Origin of the sequence: Pseudomonas quasicaspiana (genome assembly GCF_021147825.1) — a bacterium.
In the GTDB taxonomy this organism is placed as follows: Bacteria; Pseudomonadota; Gammaproteobacteria; order Pseudomonadales; family Pseudomonadaceae; genus Aquipseudomonas; species Aquipseudomonas quasicaspiana.
Map to the genome: position 1 here is coordinate 1 of NZ_JAGTPI010000081.1, position 23,273 is coordinate 23,273.

Genomic DNA, 23,273 nt, shown 5'->3' on the forward strand with positions numbered 1-23,273 from the left:
GGCGGTGTGTCAGTCATTGAATGTTTTTCAGGCATGTCCCCTTCGCGAATGAATTCGCTCCCACGGGGAAGTCACCCGCCATGCCCTTACCGTAAGATAAAAGGCCTTCACCCGCTGGAGTTCGACCTGCGGGTTTGGGGATTAGCGACATTCTGGTGGGAGCGAATTCATTCGCGAAGGCGGTGTGTCAGTCATTGAATGGTTTTCAGGCATGCCCCTTCGCGAATGAATTCGCTCCCACGGGGAAGTCACCCGCCATGCGCTTACCGTAAGATAAAAGGCCTTCACCCAATGGACGTCAGCAAAACCAAATCCAGCTTCTATCGCCGCCTGTACGTGGCGTATCTGATCGACAGCGAACTGGCCAGTAACGTCCCGGCATTGGTCGACGCGACCGGCATGCCACGTCGTACCGCGCAGGACACGATTGCTGCGTTGGCGGATCTGGATATCGTGTGTGAGTTCGAGCAGCTCGACGGCGCCCGCAATCACGCCGGGCAATACCGGATTCGTGATTGGGGTGCGATCGACAAAAACTGGATTGCGGGCAATCTGGCACAGATCAAGGCAGTGCTAGGTTACCCCTGAGGCTTACTCGAGATCGCGGCGCATCCCGATGTGGGGAATTTCGTCCTCCAGATACACATCGCCCACCGGCTCGAAGCCGTAACGGGCGTAATAGCCCTGCAAGTGCGCCTGAGCTGACAGATAGATCGGCTGGTCGGGCCAGGTTCTCTCTGCGTTTTCCAGCGCCTGCTCCATCAGCTCATGACCAATGCCACGGCTGCGTATCGAGGGTGCTGTCACAACACGCCCAATGGTCACGTCGCCACCTTGTTGAATAGGGTCGAGCAGGCGCAAATAGGCAACCAGCCTGTCTTCCTGCCAAGCCATCAAATGGCAGGTATCACCCATCAGATCCTGGCCGTCGACATCCAGATAAACGCATTGCTGCTCAACCACGAACACCTCCGCGCGCAATTGCAGGATGGCGTAAAGCTGCTCCTTGCTCAGGTCGGTGTGGTGTTTGCAGATCCAGTTAATTGACATGTCGCTGACTCGGTGAAGAAACGTTGAGCGAATACTAACTCATCCGGTCAGATACCCAATGAAACCCTGCAATGAATAGCCTGTGAATGTTTCGTGCGGGTTGCCGATAACCCTTCGAGGGTTTTGCGGAGCGCCGCACGTAATGTCATCTGAACGTGAGTTGTGAAAAGGGCTTTATGCAGCTTCAATGAGGCTACATGCCATCACCGGTTTCCCCGGTCATTGGCTGCAATTATCCGGGCGTTGCCCGTCTCAGGGAGATGAGCATGTCGTGTGTGCTACGAGCCATAGCTTTGCTGGGATTGCTGTTGATGACTCAGGCCAGCGCAGACGAGAGATTGCGCTTGGTGGCCGATGCCTGGCCGCCTTTTACGGACGCTTCATTACTCAATAATGGCCTGGCAAGTGATCTGGTCAGCACCGCATTGCAGCGTGCCGGATACAGCACCGAGTACGAACAGGTGCCGTGGGCGCGCGCGTTGCTCGGGGTGGAGGAGGGGCGGTATGACGTGCTGATCAACGCCTGGTTCAGCGAAGAGCGCACCCGCATCGGTGACTTCTCGGAGGAGTACTTGCTCAATCGCGTTCGCTTCCTCAAGCGCGCCCGCTCCAGCGTGCAGTTTCAGGATCTGAGCCAGTTGTACGAGCGGCCCATTGCAGTCGTCAGGGGCTACAGCTATTCCGCCGAATTCGATAATGACGATCTGCTGGAAAAGGTGCCGGTAAACAACTTCTCCATGGCGCTGCGCATGGTCGTGGCGGGGCGTGTTGATCTGGCCGTGGAAGACGAATATGTCGCGCGTTATTACCTGGCGGCCGAGCCCCAGAGCACCCGTGACAAGTTGCAGTTTCTGCCTAAATCACTGAGCGAAAACAGCCTGCATATTCTGGTCAGTCACAAGAACCTGAAACATCAGGGGATCGTTGCTGACTTCAACCGGGAAATTGCCGCCATGAAAGCCGATGGCAGCTACGCAGAAATCTTCAAGCGACACGGTCTGTAGTGACAGGCTCCGGCACCTTGATCAAATGCGCCGCCAGGGTCCGCAACGGCCCCAGTTGACGGCAGATCAGCGCCAGTTGGGTCTGCACCAGACGCTGACTTTCATCCAGCTCATCAGGCATTAGCTCAAGCTCAGTGGCCAGCGCCTCCTCAGTGTCGCTGTGAATCGCCACCGGCTGCTTCTCGGCGAGGCCTTGGGCGATTTCATCGATACTGGCCGCCAGCGTCGTGCCCGCGCCGTTGATCAAATGCTCGTGGACTTCGGCCGGTAGCTGCGTTTCACGGTGCGCGCCCAGCCCTGACAGATAGCTCAACAAGGTGTGCGAGAGCACCAGAAAACGAAAACCAACGTCTGCTTCCTTACGGAAATGGCCTGGCTCCATCAGCATGTTGGCCAGTGTGGTGGACAGCGCTGCGTCGGCGTTGTGGGCGTTACGTCGGGCCAGGCGATAAGCCAGGTCGTCGCTCTTGCCTTTGGCGTATTGCTGCATGATCTGGCGCAGATAAATGCTGTTGCAGGTCAGAGTATTGGCAAGCACTTTGTTCAGCCTTCGACCTTGCCAGTCCGGCAGGAACAGGAACACCGCAAGCCCTGCGATCAGGCTGCCCAGCAGGGTATCGAACAGGCGTGGCAGGAACAGCCCATAGCCGTCGCCGACCTGATTGAAGCAGAACAACACCATGATGGTGATTGCCGCAGTGGAGAGCGTGTAACGCGTGGTGCGATTGACGAAGAACACCACGCCCGCCAGCACCGCACACATCGATTGCAGGATCGGGCTGGTGACCAGATCAAACAGCGCCCAGCCGATGGTCAGGCCAATGGCGGTGCCAATGATTCGCTGGCCCAGCTTGCGGCGTGTTGCGCCGTAACTTGGCTGGCAGACAAATACCGTGGTGAGGATGATCCAGTAGCCTTGCGATGGATGAATCAAATGCACCATTGCGTAGCCGACTACCAGCGCCAGCGGCAGGCGTAAAGCATGGCGGAACAGCAAGGACGTCGGGGTCATTTGCAGGCGCAGTCGGGTCCAGGCGTCCTTGAAGGTACGCGGCGAGCGGTCCAGCAGGGAGCTGTCGGTCGCGTCGGCCACGGCATCGGGGTTGCTGGCATCGCTGAGCAGCCTGTCCAGGGTTTCCAGATTGTTCGCCAACGCACGCAGCGAGCGCAGCAGGCCGCGCCACGCCGGGTTGCTCTGAATGCGCAAATGCTCCAGCGAGGCGCGCAAGTCTTCCATCGCATAGGCGAAGCTGTCGTTGTAGACGAATGGCTGACGGAGCTGGATCGACTCTGACAGGGCCTGACAGGCCGAGCCCTGCTGCCGCAGGAGGCGCTGACAGCGGAATAGAACGTCGCTGTGGAAAAAGGCATCGGCCAGTGAGTTGTAAGGGTAGTGCGATGAACTGGCGCGCTCGTGGATGTCCTGAGCGATGAAATAAAGCTTCAGGTAGCGGCTGACTTTCGAACCGGGCCGACCGTTGCCCACCCGATGCAGAATGATTTCCTTGGTGGCGTTCAGTGCTGCGACGACCCGACCGTTTTGCTGGGCCAGTTCCAGACGGCGCGCTTCGACGTCCAGTTGGCGAATCGGCTCGAATAGACTCGATTTCAATTTCAGGTACTGACCCAGTTCGCGAAACAGCCGCGCCAGGGCCTGTTGCACCGGCTGGTTGGAAAACAGCATTTGCCACAATACCGACAGCAAGCCGTACCACGCTGCGCCCGCGACCAGCAGCATCGGTTCGTGCCAGAAGTCCAGCACTTCGCCGCCCCGCTGATCGACGCCAATCATGGTGTAAACGGAGAGAATCAAGGTGCCGTAGGCAATCGCGCTATAGCGCTCGCCCAGCGCGCCGAGCATGGTCAGCGCAAAACTGGCAATCGCCAGTGATATGGCAAAGATCCACGGATAGGGAAACAACAGCTCAACGGCCATGGCGGCAATGCTGAAACACACCAGCGTCACCGCCAGTGCGTTGAGACGGCCTTGCCAGCTGTCATCGGTCTCGGCCAGGGCGCAGGCGATAATTCCCAGAAACAGCGGAATCAGCAGGCCCATTTCGTTCTGATACCAGCACAGCGCCATGCTGCCGGTCAGCGCAATGAAGACGCGAACGCTGTAACTGAACTTATCCAGCGCCCACAGACGGCGGAAGGTATGACGAAGAGATTTCGATGCCATAAAGGAGCTGTTTCACGATTGATCAATGCTGAAGTGGATATGTACAGGCCTTGGCCGCATCTGTACATCCGGTTGGCGAGATTTATTCGGTGAAGCTGGATGTAGAGGTTAAAAACTGTGGGAGCTGAGCTTGCTCGCGATAAGGCTGGACGCGATCTAAAGTGAATTGCGTCCAGCCTTATCGCGAGCAAGCTCAGCTCCTATCAAACATCACTCCAATAATGGATTTGAAACGCGGACCTTGTAGGAGCTAACTTGTTGGCGAAGCGGAATTTCTGACGATTCGGGTCCGACGTCTCGCCAACAAGTTGGCTCCTACAGGTCACCCGTTTGCTGCGCGACAGCGCGGTGTCAGGGATACCGGGACCACTCCCACAAGGATTAAATCGCACTCCAGTCATTAAACAAACTGCGCAGCCGCATACCCCGAGGCCCAGGCCCACTGGAAGTTGAAGCCGCCCAGATGCCCGCTGACGTCCAGCACTTCACCGACAAAATACAGCCCCGGTGATTTCAGGGATTCCATCGTTTTGGAGGACACTTCCCGCGTATCAATCCCGCCCAGCGTTACCTCGGCGGTGCGGTAACCTTCCGTCCCTGCCGGTACGACCTGCCAGGACGCCAGCTTTGTGGCGATGTCGGCCAGTTCGGCATGGGTGTACTGCTTCATCGGTTTGGACACAAACCATTGCTCGGCAATCAGGTTGGCCATCTTCTTGGTGAAGATTTCCCCCAGCAGGGTTTTCAGTTCGCTGTTGGGCCGTTCGGTCTGTTGCTCGTTGAGCCAGCTCGCTACGTCGTGGTCAGGCAGAAGGTTGATTTCCACCGCATCGCCAGGATGCCAGAACGAAGAAATCTGCAAAATCGCCGGGCCGCTGAGGCCACGGTGGGTGAAAAGGATGTTTTCGCGGAAGCTCGTGTCGTTGCAACTGACCAGGCAATCCACCGATGTGCCGGACAACTCGGTGCACAGCTCTTTGAGCTGGTCGGTGATGGTGAACGGCACCAGCCCGGCGCGCGTCGGCAGCAAGGTGTGGCCGAACTGCTTGCCTACCTGATAACCAAAACCGGTCGCGCCTAGAGTCGGGATCGACAAGCCTCCTGTGGCGATGACCAGTGATTCACAGTTGATCGTGCCCAGCGTCGTGGTCAGCTTATAACCCGTTTCGGTTTTCTCGATCTGCTGCACGGACGTGTCCATGTGCAGGCTGGCACCGGCCTGCCTGCATTCGTCGAGGAGCATTTCGAGAATGTCGCTGGACTTGTTGTCGCAGAACAGCTGACCGAGCTTTTTCTCGTGATACGGCACGCCGTGTTTGCCCACCAGACCGATGAAATCCCACTGGGTGTATCGCGCGAGCGCCGACTTGCAGAAGTGCGTGTTCTGCGAGAGGAAGTTGCTCGGCTCGGTATACATGTTGGTGAAATTGCAGCGCCCACCACCGGACATGAGGATCTTCTTGCCAGGCTTGTTGGCATGATCGATCAGCATCACCTTGCGGCCACGGCCAGCAGCGGTCAGCGCGCACATCAAACCTGCGGCGCCAGCGCCGATGATCACAACGTCAGTAACGGGCAAAGCGATTTCCTCGGGTGTCTGAAGTGACGCCTTCGCGAATGAATTCGCTCCCACAGGGGATCGCGGAACACCTGTGGGAGCGAATTTATTCGCGAAGCTTTTTGCTGGTTCTTACAAAATCCGGACGCGCAGCGATTTGCCTTTGATCTTGCCGTTGTTCAAGCGCTCCAGCGCTTGCTTGGCTACGCTGCGTTCAACAGCCACATACGCCTGGAAATCGAAGATCGCGATCTTGCCCACCTGGGCACCCGGAATACCGGCTTCGCCCGTCAGTGCGCCCAGAATGTCGCCCGGACGCAGCTTGTCCTTACGGCCCGAACCGATGCACAGCGTGCTCATGGTCGGGATCAGTTGCGAGCCGCCAGCGTTCTTCAGGCTGTCGAGCTGTTCCCAGCGCAACGAAGCTTTCTGGAGTTCTTCAATGGCGCGGGCGCGCTGGCTTTCCGATGGGGCGACAAGGCTGACCGCAACACCTTTTTCACCCGCACGACCGGTACGGCCGACGCGGTGAATGTGCATCTCCGAATCACGCGCCAGTTCGACGTTGATCACCATGTCCAGCGCATCAATGTCCAGACCACGGGCTGCAACGTCAGTCGCAACCAGTACCGACGTACTGCGGTTGGCGAACATCGCGAGCACCTGATCACGGTCACGCTGTTCCAGATCGCCATGCAGGCCGACGGCGGAAATGCCTTTGGCAGTCAGGTGATCGACCACTTCCTGGCACTGCTGCTTGGTGAAGCAGAACGCAACGCAGGATTGCGGACGGAAATGACCGAGGACTTTCACGACGGCGTCGAGACGATCTTCAGGGGAGATTTCGTAGAAAATCTGCTCGATCTGGCTGTCGGCGTGCAGCGCTTCAACTTTGACGGTCTGCGGGTCGCGCATGAACTTGGACGATAGCTGCTTGATGCCCACCGGATAAGTGGCGGAGAACAGCAGCGTCTGACGCTTCTTCGGAGTCTGCTCGATGATGTCGGCGATGGCGTCGTAGAAGCCCATGTCCAGCATGCGGTCCGCTTCGTCGAGGATCAGCGTGTTCAGGCCATCCAGCACCAGTGAGCCTTTGCGCAAATGCTGCTGAATGCGACCCGGAGTACCGACGATGATGTGCGCGCCGTGCTCCAGCGAGCCGATCTGCGGGCCAAACGGCACGCCGCCACACAGGGTCAGGACCTTGATGTTGTCTTCCGAACGGGCCAGGCGACGGATTTCCTTGGCGACCTGATCAGCCAGCTCACGGGTCGGACACAGCACCAGTGCCTGACAGCCGAAGTAGCGTGGGTTGATCGGGTTGAGCAGGCCGATACCGAACGCAGCGGTCTTGCCGCTACCGGTTTTGGCCTGAGCGATCAGGTCCATACCCTTGAGAATCACCGGCAGGCTCTGCGCCTGAATCGGCGTCATTTCGGCATAACCAAGGGACTCCAGGTTAGCCAACATGGGAGCGGACAGGGGCAAAGTATTGAAAGCGGTGTTAGTCACGGTAAAGAGCCTGCAAAACAAAATGTCGCGCAGTGTATCAGGTCACGTGGCCATCAGGCGTGCTCCCGCCGGGTGGCATTGTTGCTCAGGTTGGTATGAACCCTGTGGGAACGGTGCTTGCCCGCGATAAGGACATCTCGATTCTGCAGGTAGATCACCTAAACCTTATCGCGGGCAAGCACCGCTCCCACATGGGTTGTATTTCAAGTCGCCGCCGGTTTAGCTCCTCGGGACGGCAACTGCAGAAATATCCCCGCCGCCAGCATCGCCATCACCCCTACGGTCAGGAAGGTCAGCTGGAACGCGCCCAGCACGCTGCTCACTTCGCCGGTCGATACCTGTTCGGTAAAGCCGCCCAGCAACGCTGCCGCGCACGCCACGCCGAAGCTCAGGGACAGTTGCGCCACTACCGACAGCAAGCTGTTGCCGCTGGCCGCGCTGGCGTCGTCCAGATCGATCAGAGTGACGGTGTTCATCGCGGTGAATTGCAACGAGTTGACCGCGCCCAGCAAGCCCAGATGCACCAGCAGTAACCAGTAAGGCGTTTGCGCGTCCACCAGGGCGATGCTCGACAGCAGAATCCCCAGCATCAGCGTGTTGCCAGTGAGGATCATTCGATAACCCAGCCGCTCGATCAGCCAGCGCGCCACCGACTTGGCGAACATCGCAGCAGCGGCCAGTGGCAACATGCTCATCCCCGCTTGTGACGGCGAATAACCCAGCGCTACTTGCAGCAACAGGGGCATGAGAAACGGCAGGGCTCCGCTGCCCAATCGGGCGAACAGGTTGCCGAGAATACCTACCGCGAAGGTGCGAGTGCGAAACAGTGACGGCGAGAAGAGTGGCGACTCGACGTGCCCGGCGCGCAGCCAATACGCGGCCAGACAACCGAAGCCTGCGAACAACAGCAGCACCACCCGCAAGTGCGGCAGATGCAATTCGCCAAGGCCCTCCAGGGCAATCGTGATCAGCACCATCGACGCGCCAAACAGCGCGAAACCGATACCGTCGAACTTCGTACGACCGCCGCCTTGCAGGTTCGGGATGAAGTGGTGCACGGCCCAGCAGCCGAGGATGCCTACCGGAATGTTGATCAGGAAGATCCAGTGCCAGCTCAGGTATTCAACCATCCAGCCGCCCATGGTCGGGCCCATCAGGGGACCCAAAAGGCCGGGCAGGGTGATGAAGCTCATGATCCTAACCAGCTCGGAACGTGGGTAGGCGCGTAATACGATCAAGCGTCCGATGGGCAGCATCAGCGCGCCGCCCAGACCTTGAATGATCCGTGCGCCCACCAGCATGCCCAATGAGTTGGAAATGGCGCACAGCAGCGAGCCAAAGCTGAAGAGCAGGATCGCACTGAAGAAAATCTGCTTGATACCAAACCGGTCAGCGATCCAGCCTGAGGCAGGAATCAACAGGGCGATGGTCAGCATGTAAGCGATGACCACCGATTGCATGCGCAGCGGATCTTCTGCGAGCGAGCGGGCCATGGAGGGCAGCGCGGTATTGAGAATCGTGCCGTCCAGACTCTGCATGAAGAACGCGATAGCGACTACCCAAGGCAGCCAGCGAAGGGTTTTTTCATCCAGAAGCGGGGTAGTGGTCGGCATGTGGGTCCTTGTTGAGGCGTTCTACCTTGGGAGACTAGTGGGAGCGAATTCATTCGCGAAGAGGCCAGTACATCCGATGCATATCTGTCGTCTGTTCCAACGCCTTCGCGAATAAATTCGCTCCCACAGGGGACCGGTTCCAACCGTTGACCCCGTGGTGGTATGTATTTTTAAAGCGTCAACGTCAACTTGCTGATTAACGCACCGGGTAGCTGGCTGGAAGCTGTCTGGCGCTCACTATAGGTACTCGTGGACAGAATCAGTTCCCGCTCTTTGGTCAAATCTTCCAGTGCGCTGCCCAGCAGGCTGTAGGCGCTGTCGTCAAAACGCATGGTGCTGACCGGGGCCTGGATCTTGCCGTCTTCGACCCAGAACGTCGCAAAGCGCGTCATGCCGGTCAGGCGCGCAGCAGGCTGGTCGGAGTAGTTCAAGTACCAGAGGTTGCCGATGTACAGCCCGGTACCGATCCTCTCTAGAATCTGCTCCAGTTCCAGGCTCCCCGCCGCCATGCTCAGCGAGTTCGGCGCTTCCCAGGGCTCCGCGCCGTTGGCCGTCAAGCCATATTCGGCCGCACTGGCAGAACCGACCAACTGATCGACGCCTTTGCCTTCACGAATCAACGTCAGGTCCCGACGTGGATAGCCTTCGCCGGAAAACGCAGGCGACAATGAACCGCTGACCTGCTCGTCGAGGCTCACCAGCGGGCTGAACTGAGCATCGCCGCTGTACAGCCGTTGCAGCGGGCTGGTCTTGTTCGCCAGCGACTGCGCGGAGAAACCGCCCCAACACAGCATGCCCATGATTTCATCCATGGCGGCCGGAGCCAGATACGCACGGTATTGACCCGGCGCGAGGGTTTTCAGAGGTCTGCCGAGAAGCTCCAGTTGCTCACGAGCCAGCTCGAAACGACGCGCGAAACCTTCGTCGCTCCAGTCGTGCCCCGCATAGTTGGCTTTGACCGCCTGACCGTTTTCGTGAAACAGACTCCAGTCGAAATTGAAGCTGTTGGCCTCATGCCAGCCAAACGCGCCCCATGAACTGGCGAAACCGCGATACAGCGGACCCGCGGCATAGAACCCGACCAGATCAAGACCTTCACCAAGGTCAGCAATTTGACCGACCACATGCTCACTGTCCGGCAAGGGCACGTCTTGAACATTGGTGCTTTGCCAGGCTTCGGTGTTGGGTTTGAGGTACGGATCTTTCGGCAGCAGCGCCACGGTTTCCCGTAACTGCTGCAGTGCCTCGCTCAAACGCTGACGATCCAGTTGACCGTCGCCGCTGAGGGTCAGTTGCAAGTCGGCGTGGCGCTCGTCGTCGATCAGTTTGAGGGTCACGCTGGCCTGCTGTACGTGGCCGACCTGACGCACCTTGGCGTGATTGAAACGAATGAAATCCGACTCCTCGGCGTTGTAGGCGAGGGTGAAGCGTTCTTGATCGCTGATGGCGCCATTGAGCGTTGCAACCAGTGCCTGAAACTGCTGTTGATGCGACATCAGGCATCCCCTCCGAATACATCGACTTGCTTGAACACACAGGCGGGCGAGGCATGGCCCACGCGTACCACTTGATTGGGTTCGCCTTTGCCGCAGTTGGGCGTGCCCAACACCTTGAAGGTGCTGGCGTCGCCCACGGCGCTGAGGTTTTTCCAGAACTGCGCGGAAATCGCCCGGTAATTCGGGTTCTTCACCACGCCCTTGAGCTCGCCGTTCTCGATCAACTGGCCCCACTCACAACCGAACTGGAATTTGTTGCGCGCGTCGTCGATGGACCACGAGCGGTTGGTGGACATCAGCACGCCGTGCTCGATGTTGCCGATCAACTGGTCGAGGGACTTATCCCCAGGCTCGATGTTGAGGTTGGCCATACGATCAATCGGCGGACGATTCCAGTTGCACGCGCGGCTGTTGGCAACGCCTGGCAAGTCAGCGCGGTATTGCGACAGTGCGCCGCCCAACGGTCTTTCCAGCACACCTTTGCGAATCAGGAACTGCTTGCTGGCGGGCGTGCCGTCGTCGTCATGGCTGTAGCTCGCCAACTGCTCGGGGATGTCCGGGTCGAAGGTCACGTTGAGCAATTCAGAACCGTATTGCAGATGGCCGAAGTCACTGGCCTTCACAAAACTGGTGCCAGCGTAATTGCGCTCGTCACCGAGGATCCGATCCAGCTCCAGCGGGTGGCCGATGGACTCATGGATTTGCAGGATCATCTGGTCCGGCGTCAACAGCAGGTCGCGAGGGCCGTTAGGTGTGTTGGGAGCCATGATCAGTTGCAGAGCCTGGTCAGCGACTTTGCTGGCCGCGCCTATCAGTCCGCAGTTGGCGATCACTTCCGCGCCGCCTTGCTGGCCGAAGTTGTCACGGCCCAGGCTGCGGGTCTGGCTATCACTGCCGTCGTAGGCGGTGACGGTCATGCCGGGATAGACAAAGCGCTGCGCCCGACGAATCTGTGCGCCTGCGTTGTTCAGGTAAATCTGCTCGACGTTTTCCAGACCCAGCGTGACTTGCCAGTTCACCAGTCGCTCGTCTTTGGGCACGGCGCCGGATTCGTTCATCAGCAGCTGCAGGCAATCGCTCAGGGGCGGGAAGGCGTCCTGCAAATGTGGCGACAAGTAGTCAGCCTGCGCGGTCGCAACGGGTTGATCGCTGAGGTTCAGAAGTGCGTGAGGGGCGAGCCTGCGGGCGTGGGCTTCGGCCTGTTCCAGGGCGGCTTGCAGACCCCGTTGCGAAAGGTCCCGGGTTGCTGCGTAAGCTTCGACGCCATTGAGGCGCACGGTCAGCATCGCGCCTTCGTCTGAACTCAAATGCGGCGGTTCCGCGACGTTCTTGCGCACGCACAGGTGCTGGCTGGTCTGGCGGACGTAACGCACGGAAAAGAACTGGGCGCAGCTCTGCAGGGCGGTAAACCGCTGCTTGAGCTGAGCGGAAAAATCGAACATGCAGAATCATCCTTGTTCGGGTGAAGCGGGGGATTTGGGCGTTGTTGCGGCTCGCGGCTGAAGCCGCTCCTACGGGTTCTGCATTCGTCGTAGGAGCGGCTTCAGCCGCGAGCCGCAACAATGCAGGATGGCGCTAGATTAGGCCTGTGGCCATGTCGGGATCAAGCGCGGGGAAGGGCGATGTTGTGGGAGCTGAGCTTGCTCGCGATAAGGCTGACGCGGTTCACACTTCAGGTCGCGGCGTTCTTATCGCGGGCAAGCCCAGCTCCCACAGGTTCTGAGCCATCCAGTGGGATCGGCTGCGGTATCACTGAGTTTCATGGGGAGACATTGAGTCTCCCACAGGTAACGTATTTCAAATTTTACTGCGCAGTACGGCTCACTTCCCGCACCGGCTTGCCACGTGCTGGCTTGTCACCCGCCACGAAGTAATCCGCAGTGCTGCGTGGCAGCGGAGCGCGGCCGCGTATCTTGTCGGCGATTTTCTCGGCGATCATGATCGTTGGTGCGTTCAGGTTGCCGGTGGTAATCAGCGGCATGATCGACGCATCGACAACGCGCAGGCTCTGCATGCCATGCACGCGGCCTTCACCATCGACCACGGCCATTTCATCGGTGCCCATTTTGCACGAGCAGGATGGGTGATAAGCCGTCTCGGCGTGTTCACGGATGAACGTGTCGAGGTCTTCATCGGACTGCACTTCAATGCCGGGGCTGATTTCACGGCCACGGTACTGATCAAGCGCAGGCTGCTGCATGATTTCCCGGGTCAGGCGAATGCCGTCACGGAATTCCTGCCAGTCCTGCTCGCTGGCCATGTAGTTGAACAGGATGCTCGGGTAGTCACGCGGGTTCTTCGATTTGACCTGCACACGACCGCGACTTGGCGAACGCATGGAGCCTACGTGAGCCTGGAAACCATGCTCCTGAACGCCCTTGGTGCCGTTGTAGTTAATCGCTACCGGCAGAAAGTGGTACTGAATATTCGGCCATTCGAATTCTTCGCTGGAACGGATGAAACCGCCCGCTTCGAACTGGTTACTGGCGCCGATGCCGGTGCCGAGGAACATCCACTCTGCACCAATGGCAGGCTGGTTCCACCACTGCAGGGATGGGTACAGCGACACTGGCTGAGTGCACGCATATTGCAGGTACATTTCCAGGTGATCCTGAAGATTCTGACCGACGCCCGGCAGGTCATGAACCACAGGGATATCCAGCGCGTTCAGGACTTCAGCCGGGCCTACGCCGGAGCGTTGCAGAATCTGTGGCGAAGCAATAGCGCCGCTGCACAGCAAGACTTCTTTACGCGCTTTAGCTTCGATGCGTGCATCGCTGTCGCCGACCAGGTAGCTCACGCCCACGGCTTTCTTGCCGTCGAACAGGATTCGATCAGTCAGCGCGTGAGTGACGATGGTCAGGGTCGAACGCTTCTTGGCTTCATCCAGATAACCGCGAGCGGTGCTGGCGCGGCGGCCTTTAGGCGTTACGGTGCGGTCCATTGGACCAAAGCCTTCCTGCTGATAGCCGTTGAGGTCATCGGTGCGCGGGTAACCGGCTTGCACACCGGCTTCTACCATGGCGTGGAACAGTGGATTGTTGCCGGCTTTTGGCGTGGTCACACTGACCGGACCGTCGCCGCCATGGTAGTCGTTGGCGCCGATGTCACGGGTTTCTGCCTTGCGGAAATACGGCAGGCAGTCAGCGTAGGTCCAGTCTTCGAGACCCGGGTTCTTCGCCCAGCCATCGTAGTCCATCGCGTTGCCGCGGATGTAGCACATGCCGTTGATCAGCGAAGAGCCGCCGAGGCCTTTGCCGCGACCGCATTCCATACGACGACCGCCCATGTGTGGCTCTGGATCGGTTTCGTAGGCCCAGTTGTAGCGACGGCCCTGAAGCGGGAATGCCAGAGCAGCCGGCATTTGTGTACGGAAATCCAGACGATAGTCCGGGCCGCCGGCTTCCAGCAGCAGAACGGTGACGCCTGCGTCCTCGGTGAGACGGGCTGCCAAGGTGTTACCGGCCGAACCTGCGCCGATGATGATGTAATCGAATTCCTGGGACATTACTGCACCCTCTTTGAAAAGTTGTGGAGCGGGGGAGCGTTGAGCGCTCGACCCCTTGCACCCCATGCATGTTCGCTAGCTGGAAGGCCCCCTTCGCGAATGAATTCGCTCCCACAGATGTACTGCATTTCCCTGTGGGAGCGGATTCATCCGCGAAGGCGTCCGCCCAGACCACGATCGGCGAACTTAGAAAACGGAAGCGTAATCGCCCAACTCAACCTGAACGGACTTGATCCGCGTGTACTGCGCCAGCGAGCTGATGCCGTTTTCGCGACCTACACCGGACTGCTTGTAGCCGCCGACCGGCATTTTTGCGTCGGACTCGCCCCAGGCGTTGATCCAGCAAATGCCGGCTTCAAGCTGGTGAATCACGCGGTGAGCGCGGTTCAGGTCTTTGGTGACGATGCCTGCCGCCAGACCGAAATCAGTGTCGTTGGCGCGGCGGATGACTTCTTCTTCAGTGTCGTAACCGAGGATGCTCATCACCGGGCCGAAGATTTCTTCCTGGACGATTTTCATGTCGTCAGTGCAATCAGTGAAAACCGTTGGCGCGACATAAGCGCCCTTGGCCAGTTCACCTTCAGTCAGTCGCTCGCCACCGGCCAGCAAGCGTGCGCCTTGCTCTTTGCCGGAAGCGATGTAGCCCAGCACGTTTTCCATGTGGGCGAAGCTCACCAGCGGACCGAAATTGGTATTTTCGTCTTCCGGGTCGCCGATACGGATGCGCTTCACGCGCTCCAGGATTTTTGCTTCAAACGCGCTCTTCAACGCGTTGGGTACGAAGACCCGAGTGCCGTTGGTGCAGACCTGGCCGGAGCTGTAGAAGTTGGCCATCATCGCAACGTCGGCAGCGCGATCCAGATCGGCGTCGTCGAAGATGATCAGCGGCGATTTGCCGCCCAGTTCCATGGTCACTTCTTTCAGGGACGAACCCGAAGCGCTGGCCATGACTTTCTTGCCGGTTTGCACGCCGCCGGTGAACGAGATTTTCTCGATGCGCGGGTGCTCGGTCAGCCAGCTGCCGACTTCAGCGCCGGTGCCTGGCAGTACGTTGAACACGCCATCCGGCACGCCTGCTTCGGTGTAGATTTCGGCCAGCTTCAAGGTGGTCAGCGAAGTGACTTCGCTCGGCTTGAAGATCATCGCATTACCGGCAGCCAGTGCCGGAGCGGACTTCCACAAAGCGATCTGGATCGGGTAGTTCCAGGCGCCGATACCGGCAACCACGCCCAACGGCTCGCGGCGGGTGTAAACGAACGAGGAGGTGCGCAGCGGAATCTGCTCGCCTTCGATGGCGGGTACCAGGCCTGCGTAATATTCAAGCACATCAGCACCGGTCACGATGTCGACGTATTTGGTTTCAGAGAAGGCTTTGCCGGTGTCCAGGGTTTCCAGTGCAGCCAGCTCATCGTTGCGTTCGCGCAGGATATCCACAGCACGGCGCAGGATGCGTGAGCGCTCCATGGCGGTCATTTCGGCCCAGATCTTCTGGCCTTTTTCGGCGCTGACTACGGCGCGTTCAACGTCTTCTTTCGAGGCGCGCTGGACCTGAGCCAAAAGCTCACCGTTGGCCGGGTTGATGGCGTCGAAGGTCGCATTGCTGGTGGCGTCTACATAGCCGCCGTGGATGTAAAGTTTTTGCTGTTCGAAACGGGCCATAAAGTCCTCGCAAATTCAGAGTGGCTGGCGATGACTGACGTCAGGTTGCCGTGTCGGATTGGGCAACGCCGTGTTGCAGTCGTTCGGTGCTCGCCTCATCAAATGTGAAACGTTTCAGCTCACCGCTTTCGCCAGTTGGAAATCCATGTATTCGTAGGCAATCTGCAGCGCCTGATCGGTGTCGAACTCATCGCCCGACAGCGCGCCGCGCAGCCATAAACCGTCGATCAGTGCCGCAAGACCGCGGGCCGCGCTACGCGCTTGCTCCGGTGCCAGTACGCGGCGGAACTGACAGCACAGGTTCGAATACAGGCGGTGATCGTTGATCCGCTGCAACCTGTGCAATGACGGGTGATGCATGCTGGTAGCCCAGAAGGCCAGCCAGGTTTTCATTGCCGGGCCGTTGACCTGGCTGGCGTCGAAGTTGCCCTCGATGATCACTTGCAGATGCGCCCTTGGGCTGTCATCGGTGAGGGCGTGACGACGTTCACGTACGTTCACGATCAAGGCATTCATCAGGTGGCGCATGGTGGCTGCGATCAGGCCGTTCTTGTCCTGAAAGTAGTGGCTGATGATGCCGTTCGAGACGCCTGCCAGACGAGCAATCAGCGCAATGCTGGCGTCGCCCATACCGACTTGATCGACCGCAGTAAGCGTGGCCTGGATCAACTGCTGACGGCGTATGGGTTGCATACCGACCTTGGGCATTCACTAAATCTCCTGATTCGCCTGACTGATCGCTCTGCCCTGAAAAGGCTCAGCCAGTCTAAAGATTTTTTATTGAACGTTCAATCAATAAAAAATGATGGGCGTGCGGAAAGCTTTGTAAATGCACGTGTGTGACGCTATGAAATGTCTTTGGGATGGAGTTGCTCTGTAGGAGCGCGCTTGCCCGCGATTGCGTTCCGTCTGCGACAGATCAGGTGCTTGACACACCGCCATCGCGGGCAAGCGCGCTCCTACAGTATTTGGCTGCTACCCCAAATTTTTACCTAATAGCGCGTGATACAACTCACTGTCCCCCAATATCCCGACCACCTGGTTGCCATCCTGCAGCACCAGCTTGTTACCCGTCTGATAACGAATCTGCAGGGCGTCGCGCATGCCGATGTTGGAGTGCACCAGCGTCGGTTTGCGGTCCAGGGTGTCCATCGGTTGGCCCGGTGCCCAGTTTTGCAGGTCGAGTTGACCGGCACCCTGGCGTGCACCTTTGATGGTGTTGCCTTCGGCCAGTTCGAGCCACGAATCCACGCTTGGGTCCAGACACACCGAGCCGTTGACCCGGGTGCAGTTATCCAGCGTGCGCATGAGGCTTCGACCGCACAGCACGTTGAGCGGGTTGGTGTGGGCGACGAAGGTACGAACGTACTCATCGGCAGGGTTTAGCACGATCTGCTCCGGCACGCTGTACTGCACGATGCGGCCGTCTTTCATGATCGCGATCCGGCTGCCCAGCTTGAGCGCTTCGTCCAGATCGTGGCTGACGAACACGATGGTTTTATTCAGCTTGCTCTGCAGGGCCAGCAGCTCATCCTGCAAGCCTTGGCGGATCAGCGGGTCAAGGGCCGAAAACGGCTCGTCCATCAACAGAATGTCGGCATCCATTGCCAGCGCACGCGCCAGGCCAACGCGTTGCTGCATGCCGCCAGAGAGTTCATCGGGCTTCTTGTTGCGCCACTGAGTCAGGCCAACCAGTTCGAGTTTTTCGTCCACCAGCTTGCGGCGTTCTTTCTCGGGTCGGCCCTGCATTTCCAGACCAAAGCTGATGTTCTCGCGCACCGTCAGCCAAGGCATCAGGGCGAACTTCTGGAAGACCATGGCGATACGCTTGGTGCGCATCAGTTTCAGCTCTGCGGGTGTGCAGTTGGCGATGTTGATTTGCGAGCCTTCGTGCTCGACATACAGTGCGCCGCGGCTCACGGTGTTGAGGCCGTTGATGCAGCGCAGCAGGCTGGATTTGCCCGAACCGGACAGGCCCATCAATACGCAGATTTCGCCTTTCTCAATGTCCAGAGTGGCTTTTTCGACGCCGACGATCTGGCCGGTTTTCTTCAGGATCTGATCACGGGTCAAGCCTTCATCCAGCAGCTTGAGTGCCTCGCGAGGATCATTGGCAAAGATAACGTCGACGTTATCGAATTTGATAATGCTCATGCGTCAGCCCTCACTTTTGCTTCGGGTTGTTTGCAGATACGGTCGAGCATGATTGCCAGCAATACGATCGCCAGGCCTGCTTCGAAGCCTTGGGAGATGTCAGCAGTATTCAATGCGTTGACCACGGGTTTGCCCAGACCATCGGCGCCCACCAGTGCGGCAATCACCACCATCGACAACGACAGCATGATGCACTGGGTAATACCGGCGGCGATGCTAGGCATGGCGTAAGGCAGTTCGATACGCGTCAGCAGTTGACGACGCGACGAGCCAAAGGCTTTACCGGCATCGAGCAATTCATGGGGTACATCACGGATACCCAGATACGTCAGGCGGATCGGCGCAGCAATGGCGAAGACCACCGTTGAAATCAGACCGGGCACTACGCCCAGGCCGAACAGCGTCAGGGTAGGGATCAGGTAAACAAAGGTCGGTACGGTTTGCATCAAATCCAGCACCGGTCGCATCACGGTGTAGAACATCGGTTTGTGCGCGGCAACAATGCCCAGCGGCACGCCGATGATGACGCAGACGAAGGTCGCGAACAGCACTTGTGCCAGGGTCTCCAGGGTTTGATCCCAGTAGCCCAGATTGAGGATCAGCAGAAACGACGCGACGACGAACGCGGTCAGGCCCCATTTGCGCTGGATGAAGTGCGCGAGGAGGGCGATCAGGCCGATCAGCACGAAGGGGTTGAACCAAGTCAGCGCAAACGTCAGGCCGTGGATCATGGTTTCAAGCGATGACGCGATTGCATCGAAAGTGCTGGCACCGTGTTGGGTCAGCCAGTCTACGAAGGCCGCGATGTACTCGCCTAAGGGGATTTTATGATCTGTCAGCATGGTATCGATTGTCCGCTTGCGGGGGGAAAGGGGGACAACAGGCGGGCGTACCCGCCTGCCTGTCTGCTTACTTTGTCAGCTTGGCTTTTGCTGCCTCCAGGCCAGGCTTGCCGTCGATGGTGGTCACGCCAGCCAGCCAGGTATCGAGCACTTGCGGGTTGGCTTTGAGCCAGGCTTTGGCGGCGGCGTCAGGCTTCTGCTTGTCGTCCAGAACCTTGCCCATCAGCGTGCTTTCCATGTCGAGGGTGAACGACAGGTTTTTCAGCAGTTGGCCAACGTTGCTGCATTCCTGGGCGTAGCCCTTGCGGGTGTTGGTGAAGATGGTGGCCTGGCCGAAGTTAGGACCGAAATACTCGTCGCCACCCGTCAGGTACTTCATCTTGAAACGGTTGTTCATCGGGTGCGGCTCCCAGCCCAGGAAGACCACGGCGGTCTTGCGGCGTTGGGCGCGGTCAACCTGGGAGAGCATGCCTGCTTCGCTGGATTCAACGACTTTGAAACCGGCGTCTTTCAGGCCGAAAGCATTCTTGTCGATCATGCTCTGGATCAGACGATTGCCGTCGTTGCCAGGCTCGATGCCATAGATTTTGCCGTCCAGTTCTTTCTTGAACTTGGCAATATCGGCGAAATCTTTCAGGCCTTTGTTATATAGCTCTTCAGGGACGGCGAGGGTGTATTTGGCGCCCTCGAGGTTGGCGCGAATGGTCTCGACGGTGCCTGCATCACGATAAGGCTTGATGTCGTTTTCCATGGTCGGCATCCAGTTCCCAAGGAACACGTCCATGTTCTTGCCATCGGCCAGGGACTTGTAAGTCACGGGCACGGAAATCATCGTGGTTTTGGTTTTGTAGCCGAGGGATTCGAGAACGGCGCTGGTGACGGCGGTGGTGACAGTGATGTCTGTCCAGCCGACATCCGAAAAGTTGACCGTACTGCACTGCTCGGGCTCGGCGGCTTGCGCCAGCATTGGTAAGCCCAGCGCAACAGCCAGTAGCAACGATTTAGAACCTTTCATAAATGGACTCCCTTGGTGTTTTTTCTCGTCATCAGCTTCGCGAGCTGACACGGTTGGTGTTTTTTTCGGCTGAAGTACAAGGCGTTTGATCAAGGCTCTTCCACTGCGCTGGCGAACGAGTCGATACCGATCATGTAACAGCAAAAATCAAACGCCTACAGGGGGCGTCGTAACCAGTACACAGGGCGTCGTATCCAGTGTCGGTGACGTCGCTTACAGGTTTTTTCCATGCCGTAAGGTCTCTTTTACCGCGCGAACGCAGCTAAAACCGGCATAAGCCATCGCACCGGGACTCAGCGAATCACGGGCGACGTTGGTGGGGATGTGCGTGTCGTTACGAGGTGCCACAGGCGTTGCAAATGCCTGATGATGTGCGCACCACGGCAGGTAACAGCAAGAGCGTAGCAGTCGCAGCAGCGCTTGCCGTTAGCCCTTAAACCACTCATCACGGTGGTTTTGGATGTTCATTTGGGTGTTATGTTCCCCAGCCGACGCTTATCAGTCTCTGTAGGAGCTGCCGAAGGCTGCGAAACAGCTGTCGGCATGACAATCCATTCGCAGCCTTCGACAGTTCCCGCAAAGGCATACGATGGGCTGGATTGAAAGGTGCGCACTTATCGAACACCCACCCCGATGACCGCCACCTTTTGGCGCGCAAGCCCTTAAACATGGCGCAGTGCTACGTCTCGTCGGCACTGGATCTGTGCTGTGCCGTGCGTTGAGTGACATCCTGATACATCCCTCTTGGATCCCGGCACACAAGTGCTACCGAATTGCTCAACTGCCATGCACAGCGCGGGTCGCAACAAGTGTGGACGTCGCTAATCGACAACTCAGGTCGCTGCTGACTAGACGCATCGCGACGTCGTTTTCAGGGGTTATTGAATAGCCATTCAACTTTAGGCATGGCATTTGCGTTGTCATCACAAAGCCCTGCTTCGTATGGGGCAATAACAAGAGCCTCCGCCTGAGGCCTCCAACCGCTTAGTGAGGAGATACTGTGATGACATCGTTCAACTCCGGGGCCCAACCCCAGAATCGCGCACCACAATCCATAGGCTTTCTGCTGCTGGATAACTTCACTCTGATATCCCTCGCATCAGCGGTTGAGCCTCTGCGTATGGCGAACCAGTTGTCAGGTCGCGAATTGTATCGCTGGACCACACTGAGTGCCGACGGCGGTCAGGTCTGGGCCAGCGATGGCCTGCAAATCACTCCCGACGCGGCCATGCACAAGGCCCCGGCGATGGACACGGTGATTGTCTGCGGCGGCGTGGGCATTCAGCGCACGGTGACTCGTGAACACGTCAGCTGGCTGCAGAGCCAGGCGCGTCAGTCCAAGCGTCTCGGCGCCGTATGCACCGGCAGTTGGGCGCTGGCGTGTGCGGGTCTACTCGATGGTTTTGATTGCAGCGTGCACTGGGAATGTCTGGCCTCGATGCAGGAAGCCTTCCCCCGTGTGGCCATGAGTACTCGCCTGTTCACCCTGGACCGCAACCGCTTTACAAGCTCGGGCGGCACCGCGCCACTGGACATGATGCTGCACCTGATCAGCCGTGATCATGGTCGTGAACTGTCGGCCGCCATTTCTGAAATGTTCGTCTACGAGCGCATTCGTAACGAGCAAGATCACCAGCGTGTGCCGCTCAAGCACATGCTTGGCACCAATCAGCCGAAGCTGCAGGAAATCGTTGCGCTGATGGAAGCCAACCTTGAAGAGCCCATTGACCTTGATGAACTGGCGGTTTATGTCGCTGTTTCCCGGCGTCAGCTGGAGCGCTTGTTCCAGAAATACCTGCATTGCTCGCCGTCGCGCTATTACCTCAAATTGCGCCTGATCCGTGCCCGGCAGCTGCTTAAGCAAACGCCGATGTCGATCATTGAGGTCGCCTCGGTGTGCGGCTTTGTATCGACGCCGCACTTCTCCAAGTGCTACCGCGAGTACTTCGGCATCCCGCCGCGTGACGAGCGCGTAGGTTCCAACACCACCCAGCAAGTCGCCATGATGCCAATCCCGCAAGCCATGGTCCTCGCACCGCTGTCCGGCCCATTGTCGGCATTGAGCCAGGCCAGGAATGAGTCGACGTTTGCGAGCGTGAGGTTGTAACAGGCTTTATTGGTATCCCCCAAGGCTTTGCCTGACGCCGACAAATCGAGCCCGGTTGACTATCTAGAGGTGGGAGCGAATTCATTCGCGAAGGCGGCATGTCGGGCGATGGAGATGTATCGGATGTACCGACCCTTCGTGAATGAATTCACTCCCACAGGGGCTCTGCCAGATTCCGGAAATTGAGCCCGGTTGACTATCTAGAGGTGGGAGCGAATTCATTCGCGAAGGCGGCATGTCGGGCGATGGAGATGTATCGGATGTACCGACGCCTCGCGAATGAAGTCCCTCAGGGCTTTGTGTTGATGGGTTCATATCCAGACTGCATCCCATAGCGGATAGTCACCAATGTGCTTGACCAGGCCAGCTCTCAGCGGGTTGGCCACGATATAGCGGGCGAGTTTTTGCAGGTCTTCGTCTCTCCTGAGTGCTTGGTCATGGAAGCCTGTTTGCCAGAAGCGACCTTTTTTGCCAGAAACCCGATTGATTGCAACTGCGCTGCTGGCTTTCACCTGCTTGATGAGAGATGCCAAAGAGCCTTGCTGGAGTTCAAGCAGCCAGTGGAAATGATCTGGCATAACGACCCACGCTAGTGATGTCGCCAGACCTTGAGTTTCGGCTCGTCTGAATTCACACACCAAAAGTCGCCCAAGCTGCCAGTCTTCAAAAACTGGATATCGATTTTCAGTCGTAGTGGTAATCATGTATATGCGCCCGGCCTCAGAGAAACGGCCTATGCGTAAATGGGATGAGCTACCTCGAGTAGGCATCCTTGCCCTCCGCCTGATTGTAAAACCTGCGCTCTAACTTACCGTCCTCGGGCCCCGGTTACCTCTCCTAAACCTTGCCGAAGAATTACAAAGTGGGAGCGAATTCATTCGCGAAGGCGGCATGTCGGGCGATGGAGATGTATCGGATGTACCAACGCCTCGCGAATGAATTCGCTCCCACAGGGGCTTTGCCAGATTCCGGAAATTGAGCCCGGTTGACTATCTAGAGGTGGGAGCGAATTCATTCGCGAAGGCGGCATATCGGGCGATGGAGATGTATCGGATGTACCAACGCCTCGCGAATGAATTCACTCCCACAGGGGCTTTGCCAGATTCCGGAAATTGAGCCCGGTTGACTATCTAGAGGTGGGAGCGAATTCATTCGCGAAGGCGGCATGTCGGGTGATGGAGATGTATCGGATGTACCGACCCTTCGTGAATCAATTTACTCCCACAGGAGCTTTGCCAGATTCCGGAAATTGAGCCCGGTTGACTATCTAGAGGTGGGAGCGAATTCATTCGCGAAGACGGCATGACAGGCGTTAGGTACGTGTCGGATGTACCGACCCCTTCGTGAATGAATTCACTCCCACAGGGGCTTTGCCAGATTCCGGAAATTGAGCCCGGTTGACTATCTAGAGGTGGGAGCGAATTCATTCGCGAAAGCGGCATGTCGGGCGATGGAGATGTATAGGGTGTACCGACCCTTCGTGAATGAATTCACTCCCACAGGGGCTCTGCCAGATTCCGGAAATTGAGCCCGGTTGACTATCTAGAGGTGGGAGCGAATTCATTCGCGAAGG

The 23,273-nt window shown here is 58.1% G+C and carries 17 protein-coding genes; 3 read left to right on the forward strand and 14 right to left on the reverse strand.

The features are described from left to right. The first annotated feature begins 291 nt into the window (after positions 1-291). Positions 292-588, forward strand: a complete 297-nt coding sequence (locus tag KDX30_RS27210) for a winged helix-turn-helix domain-containing protein (protein WP_122394878.1) — start codon at positions 292-294, stop codon at positions 586-588. A 3-nt stretch (positions 589-591) separates the two neighbouring features. Here the strand turns inward: KDX30_RS27210 and KDX30_RS27215 are convergent, their stop codons facing one another. After that, positions 592-1,050, reverse strand: a complete 459-nt coding sequence (locus KDX30_RS27215; RefSeq protein ID WP_027898394.1) for a GNAT family N-acetyltransferase — start codon at positions 1,048-1,050, stop codon at positions 592-594. Between the two features lie 266 nt (positions 1,051-1,316). Between KDX30_RS27215 and KDX30_RS27220 the strand changes: the two genes are divergently transcribed. After that, complete coding sequence (locus KDX30_RS27220) at positions 1,317-2,054, forward strand: substrate-binding periplasmic protein (RefSeq protein ID WP_231678027.1); 738 nt, start codon at positions 1,317-1,319, stop codon at positions 2,052-2,054. On the opposite strand, the gene yccS is transcribed toward KDX30_RS27220, so the two are convergent. The 12 genes from yccS to KDX30_RS27280 form a co-directional block, all read right to left on the reverse strand. After that, a complete protein-coding gene (gene yccS / locus KDX30_RS27225; protein WP_231678019.1) occupies positions 2,035-4,236 on the reverse strand; it encodes a YccS family putative transporter in 2,202 nt (733 codons plus the stop codon). The genes KDX30_RS27220 and yccS overlap by 20 nt on opposite strands. A gap of 400 nt (positions 4,237-4,636) precedes the next feature. Continuing rightward, on the reverse strand, positions 4,637-5,815 hold the full coding sequence (locus tag KDX30_RS27230) for a BaiN/RdsA family NAD(P)/FAD-dependent oxidoreductase (RefSeq protein WP_231678020.1): 1,179 nt from the start codon (positions 5,813-5,815) through the stop codon (positions 4,637-4,639). Between the two features lie 111 nt (positions 5,816-5,926). Further along, positions 5,927-7,306 carry an ATP-dependent RNA helicase DbpA gene (gene dbpA, locus KDX30_RS27235; RefSeq protein ID WP_099268057.1) on the reverse strand — a complete coding sequence of 460 codons (1,380 nt, stop codon included), beginning with the start codon at positions 7,304-7,306 and terminating at the stop codon, positions 5,927-5,929. A 203-nt stretch (positions 7,307-7,509) separates the two neighbouring features. Beyond that, positions 7,510-8,919 (reverse strand): multidrug transporter subunit MdtD, encoded by a 1,410-nt coding sequence (gene mdtD, locus KDX30_RS27240; RefSeq protein WP_231678021.1) that lies wholly within the window; start codon positions 8,917-8,919, stop codon positions 7,510-7,512. 170 nt (positions 8,920-9,089) lie between these two features. Further along, the gene (locus KDX30_RS27245) at positions 9,090-10,415 is read right to left on the reverse strand and encodes a TldD/PmbA family protein (RefSeq protein ID WP_231678022.1); all 1,326 of its coding nucleotides are present in this window, start codon (positions 10,413-10,415) and stop codon (positions 9,090-9,092) included. Continuing rightward, positions 10,415-11,857, reverse strand: coding sequence for a TldD/PmbA family protein (locus KDX30_RS27250; RefSeq protein WP_231678023.1), 1,443 nt, complete (start codon positions 11,855-11,857; stop codon positions 10,415-10,417). Before KDX30_RS27250 ends, KDX30_RS27245 begins: the two co-directional genes overlap by 1 nt. A 362-nt stretch (positions 11,858-12,219) precedes the next feature. Next, complete coding sequence (gene betA, locus KDX30_RS27255) at positions 12,220-13,923, reverse strand: choline dehydrogenase (RefSeq protein WP_231678024.1); 1,704 nt, start codon at positions 13,921-13,923, stop codon at positions 12,220-12,222. Positions 13,924-14,109: 186 nt separating this feature from the next. Then, the gene (betB, locus tag KDX30_RS27260; RefSeq protein ID WP_231678025.1) at positions 14,110-15,582 is read right to left on the reverse strand and encodes a betaine-aldehyde dehydrogenase; all 1,473 of its coding nucleotides are present in this window, start codon (positions 15,580-15,582) and stop codon (positions 14,110-14,112) included. Positions 15,583-15,696: 114 nt separating this feature from the next. After that, positions 15,697-16,290: a transcriptional regulator BetI gene (gene betI / locus KDX30_RS27265; protein WP_027898231.1), complete on the reverse strand. Its 594-nt coding sequence runs from the start codon at positions 16,288-16,290 to the stop codon at positions 15,697-15,699. A gap of 267 nt (positions 16,291-16,557) precedes the next feature. Further along, the gene (gene choV / locus KDX30_RS27270; protein WP_122707429.1) at positions 16,558-17,736 is read right to left on the reverse strand and encodes a choline ABC transporter ATP-binding protein; all 1,179 of its coding nucleotides are present in this window, start codon (positions 17,734-17,736) and stop codon (positions 16,558-16,560) included. Then, positions 17,733-18,578, reverse strand: coding sequence for a choline ABC transporter permease subunit (choW, locus tag KDX30_RS27275; protein WP_027899605.1), 846 nt, complete (start codon positions 18,576-18,578; stop codon positions 17,733-17,735). Before choW ends, choV begins: the two co-directional genes overlap by 4 nt. A gap of 67 nt (positions 18,579-18,645) precedes the next feature. Continuing rightward, entirely contained in the window at positions 18,646-19,593 is a 948-nt protein-coding gene (locus KDX30_RS27280; protein ID WP_027899604.1) for a choline ABC transporter substrate-binding protein, read from the reverse strand. Positions 19,594-20,596: 1,003 nt separating this feature from the next. Between KDX30_RS27280 and gbdR the strand changes: the two genes are divergently transcribed. After that, positions 20,597-21,700: a choline metabolism transcriptional regulator GbdR gene (gene gbdR, locus KDX30_RS27285; RefSeq protein ID WP_027899603.1), complete on the forward strand. Its 1,104-nt coding sequence runs from the start codon at positions 20,597-20,599 to the stop codon at positions 21,698-21,700. A 311-nt stretch (positions 21,701-22,011) separates the two neighbouring features. Here the strand turns inward: gbdR and KDX30_RS27290 are convergent, their stop codons facing one another. Beyond that, positions 22,012-22,470 carry an REP-associated tyrosine transposase gene (locus tag KDX30_RS27290; protein WP_231678026.1) on the reverse strand — a complete coding sequence of 153 codons (459 nt, stop codon included), beginning with the start codon at positions 22,468-22,470 and terminating at the stop codon, positions 22,012-22,014. Between the last annotated feature and the right edge of the window lie 803 nt (positions 22,471-23,273).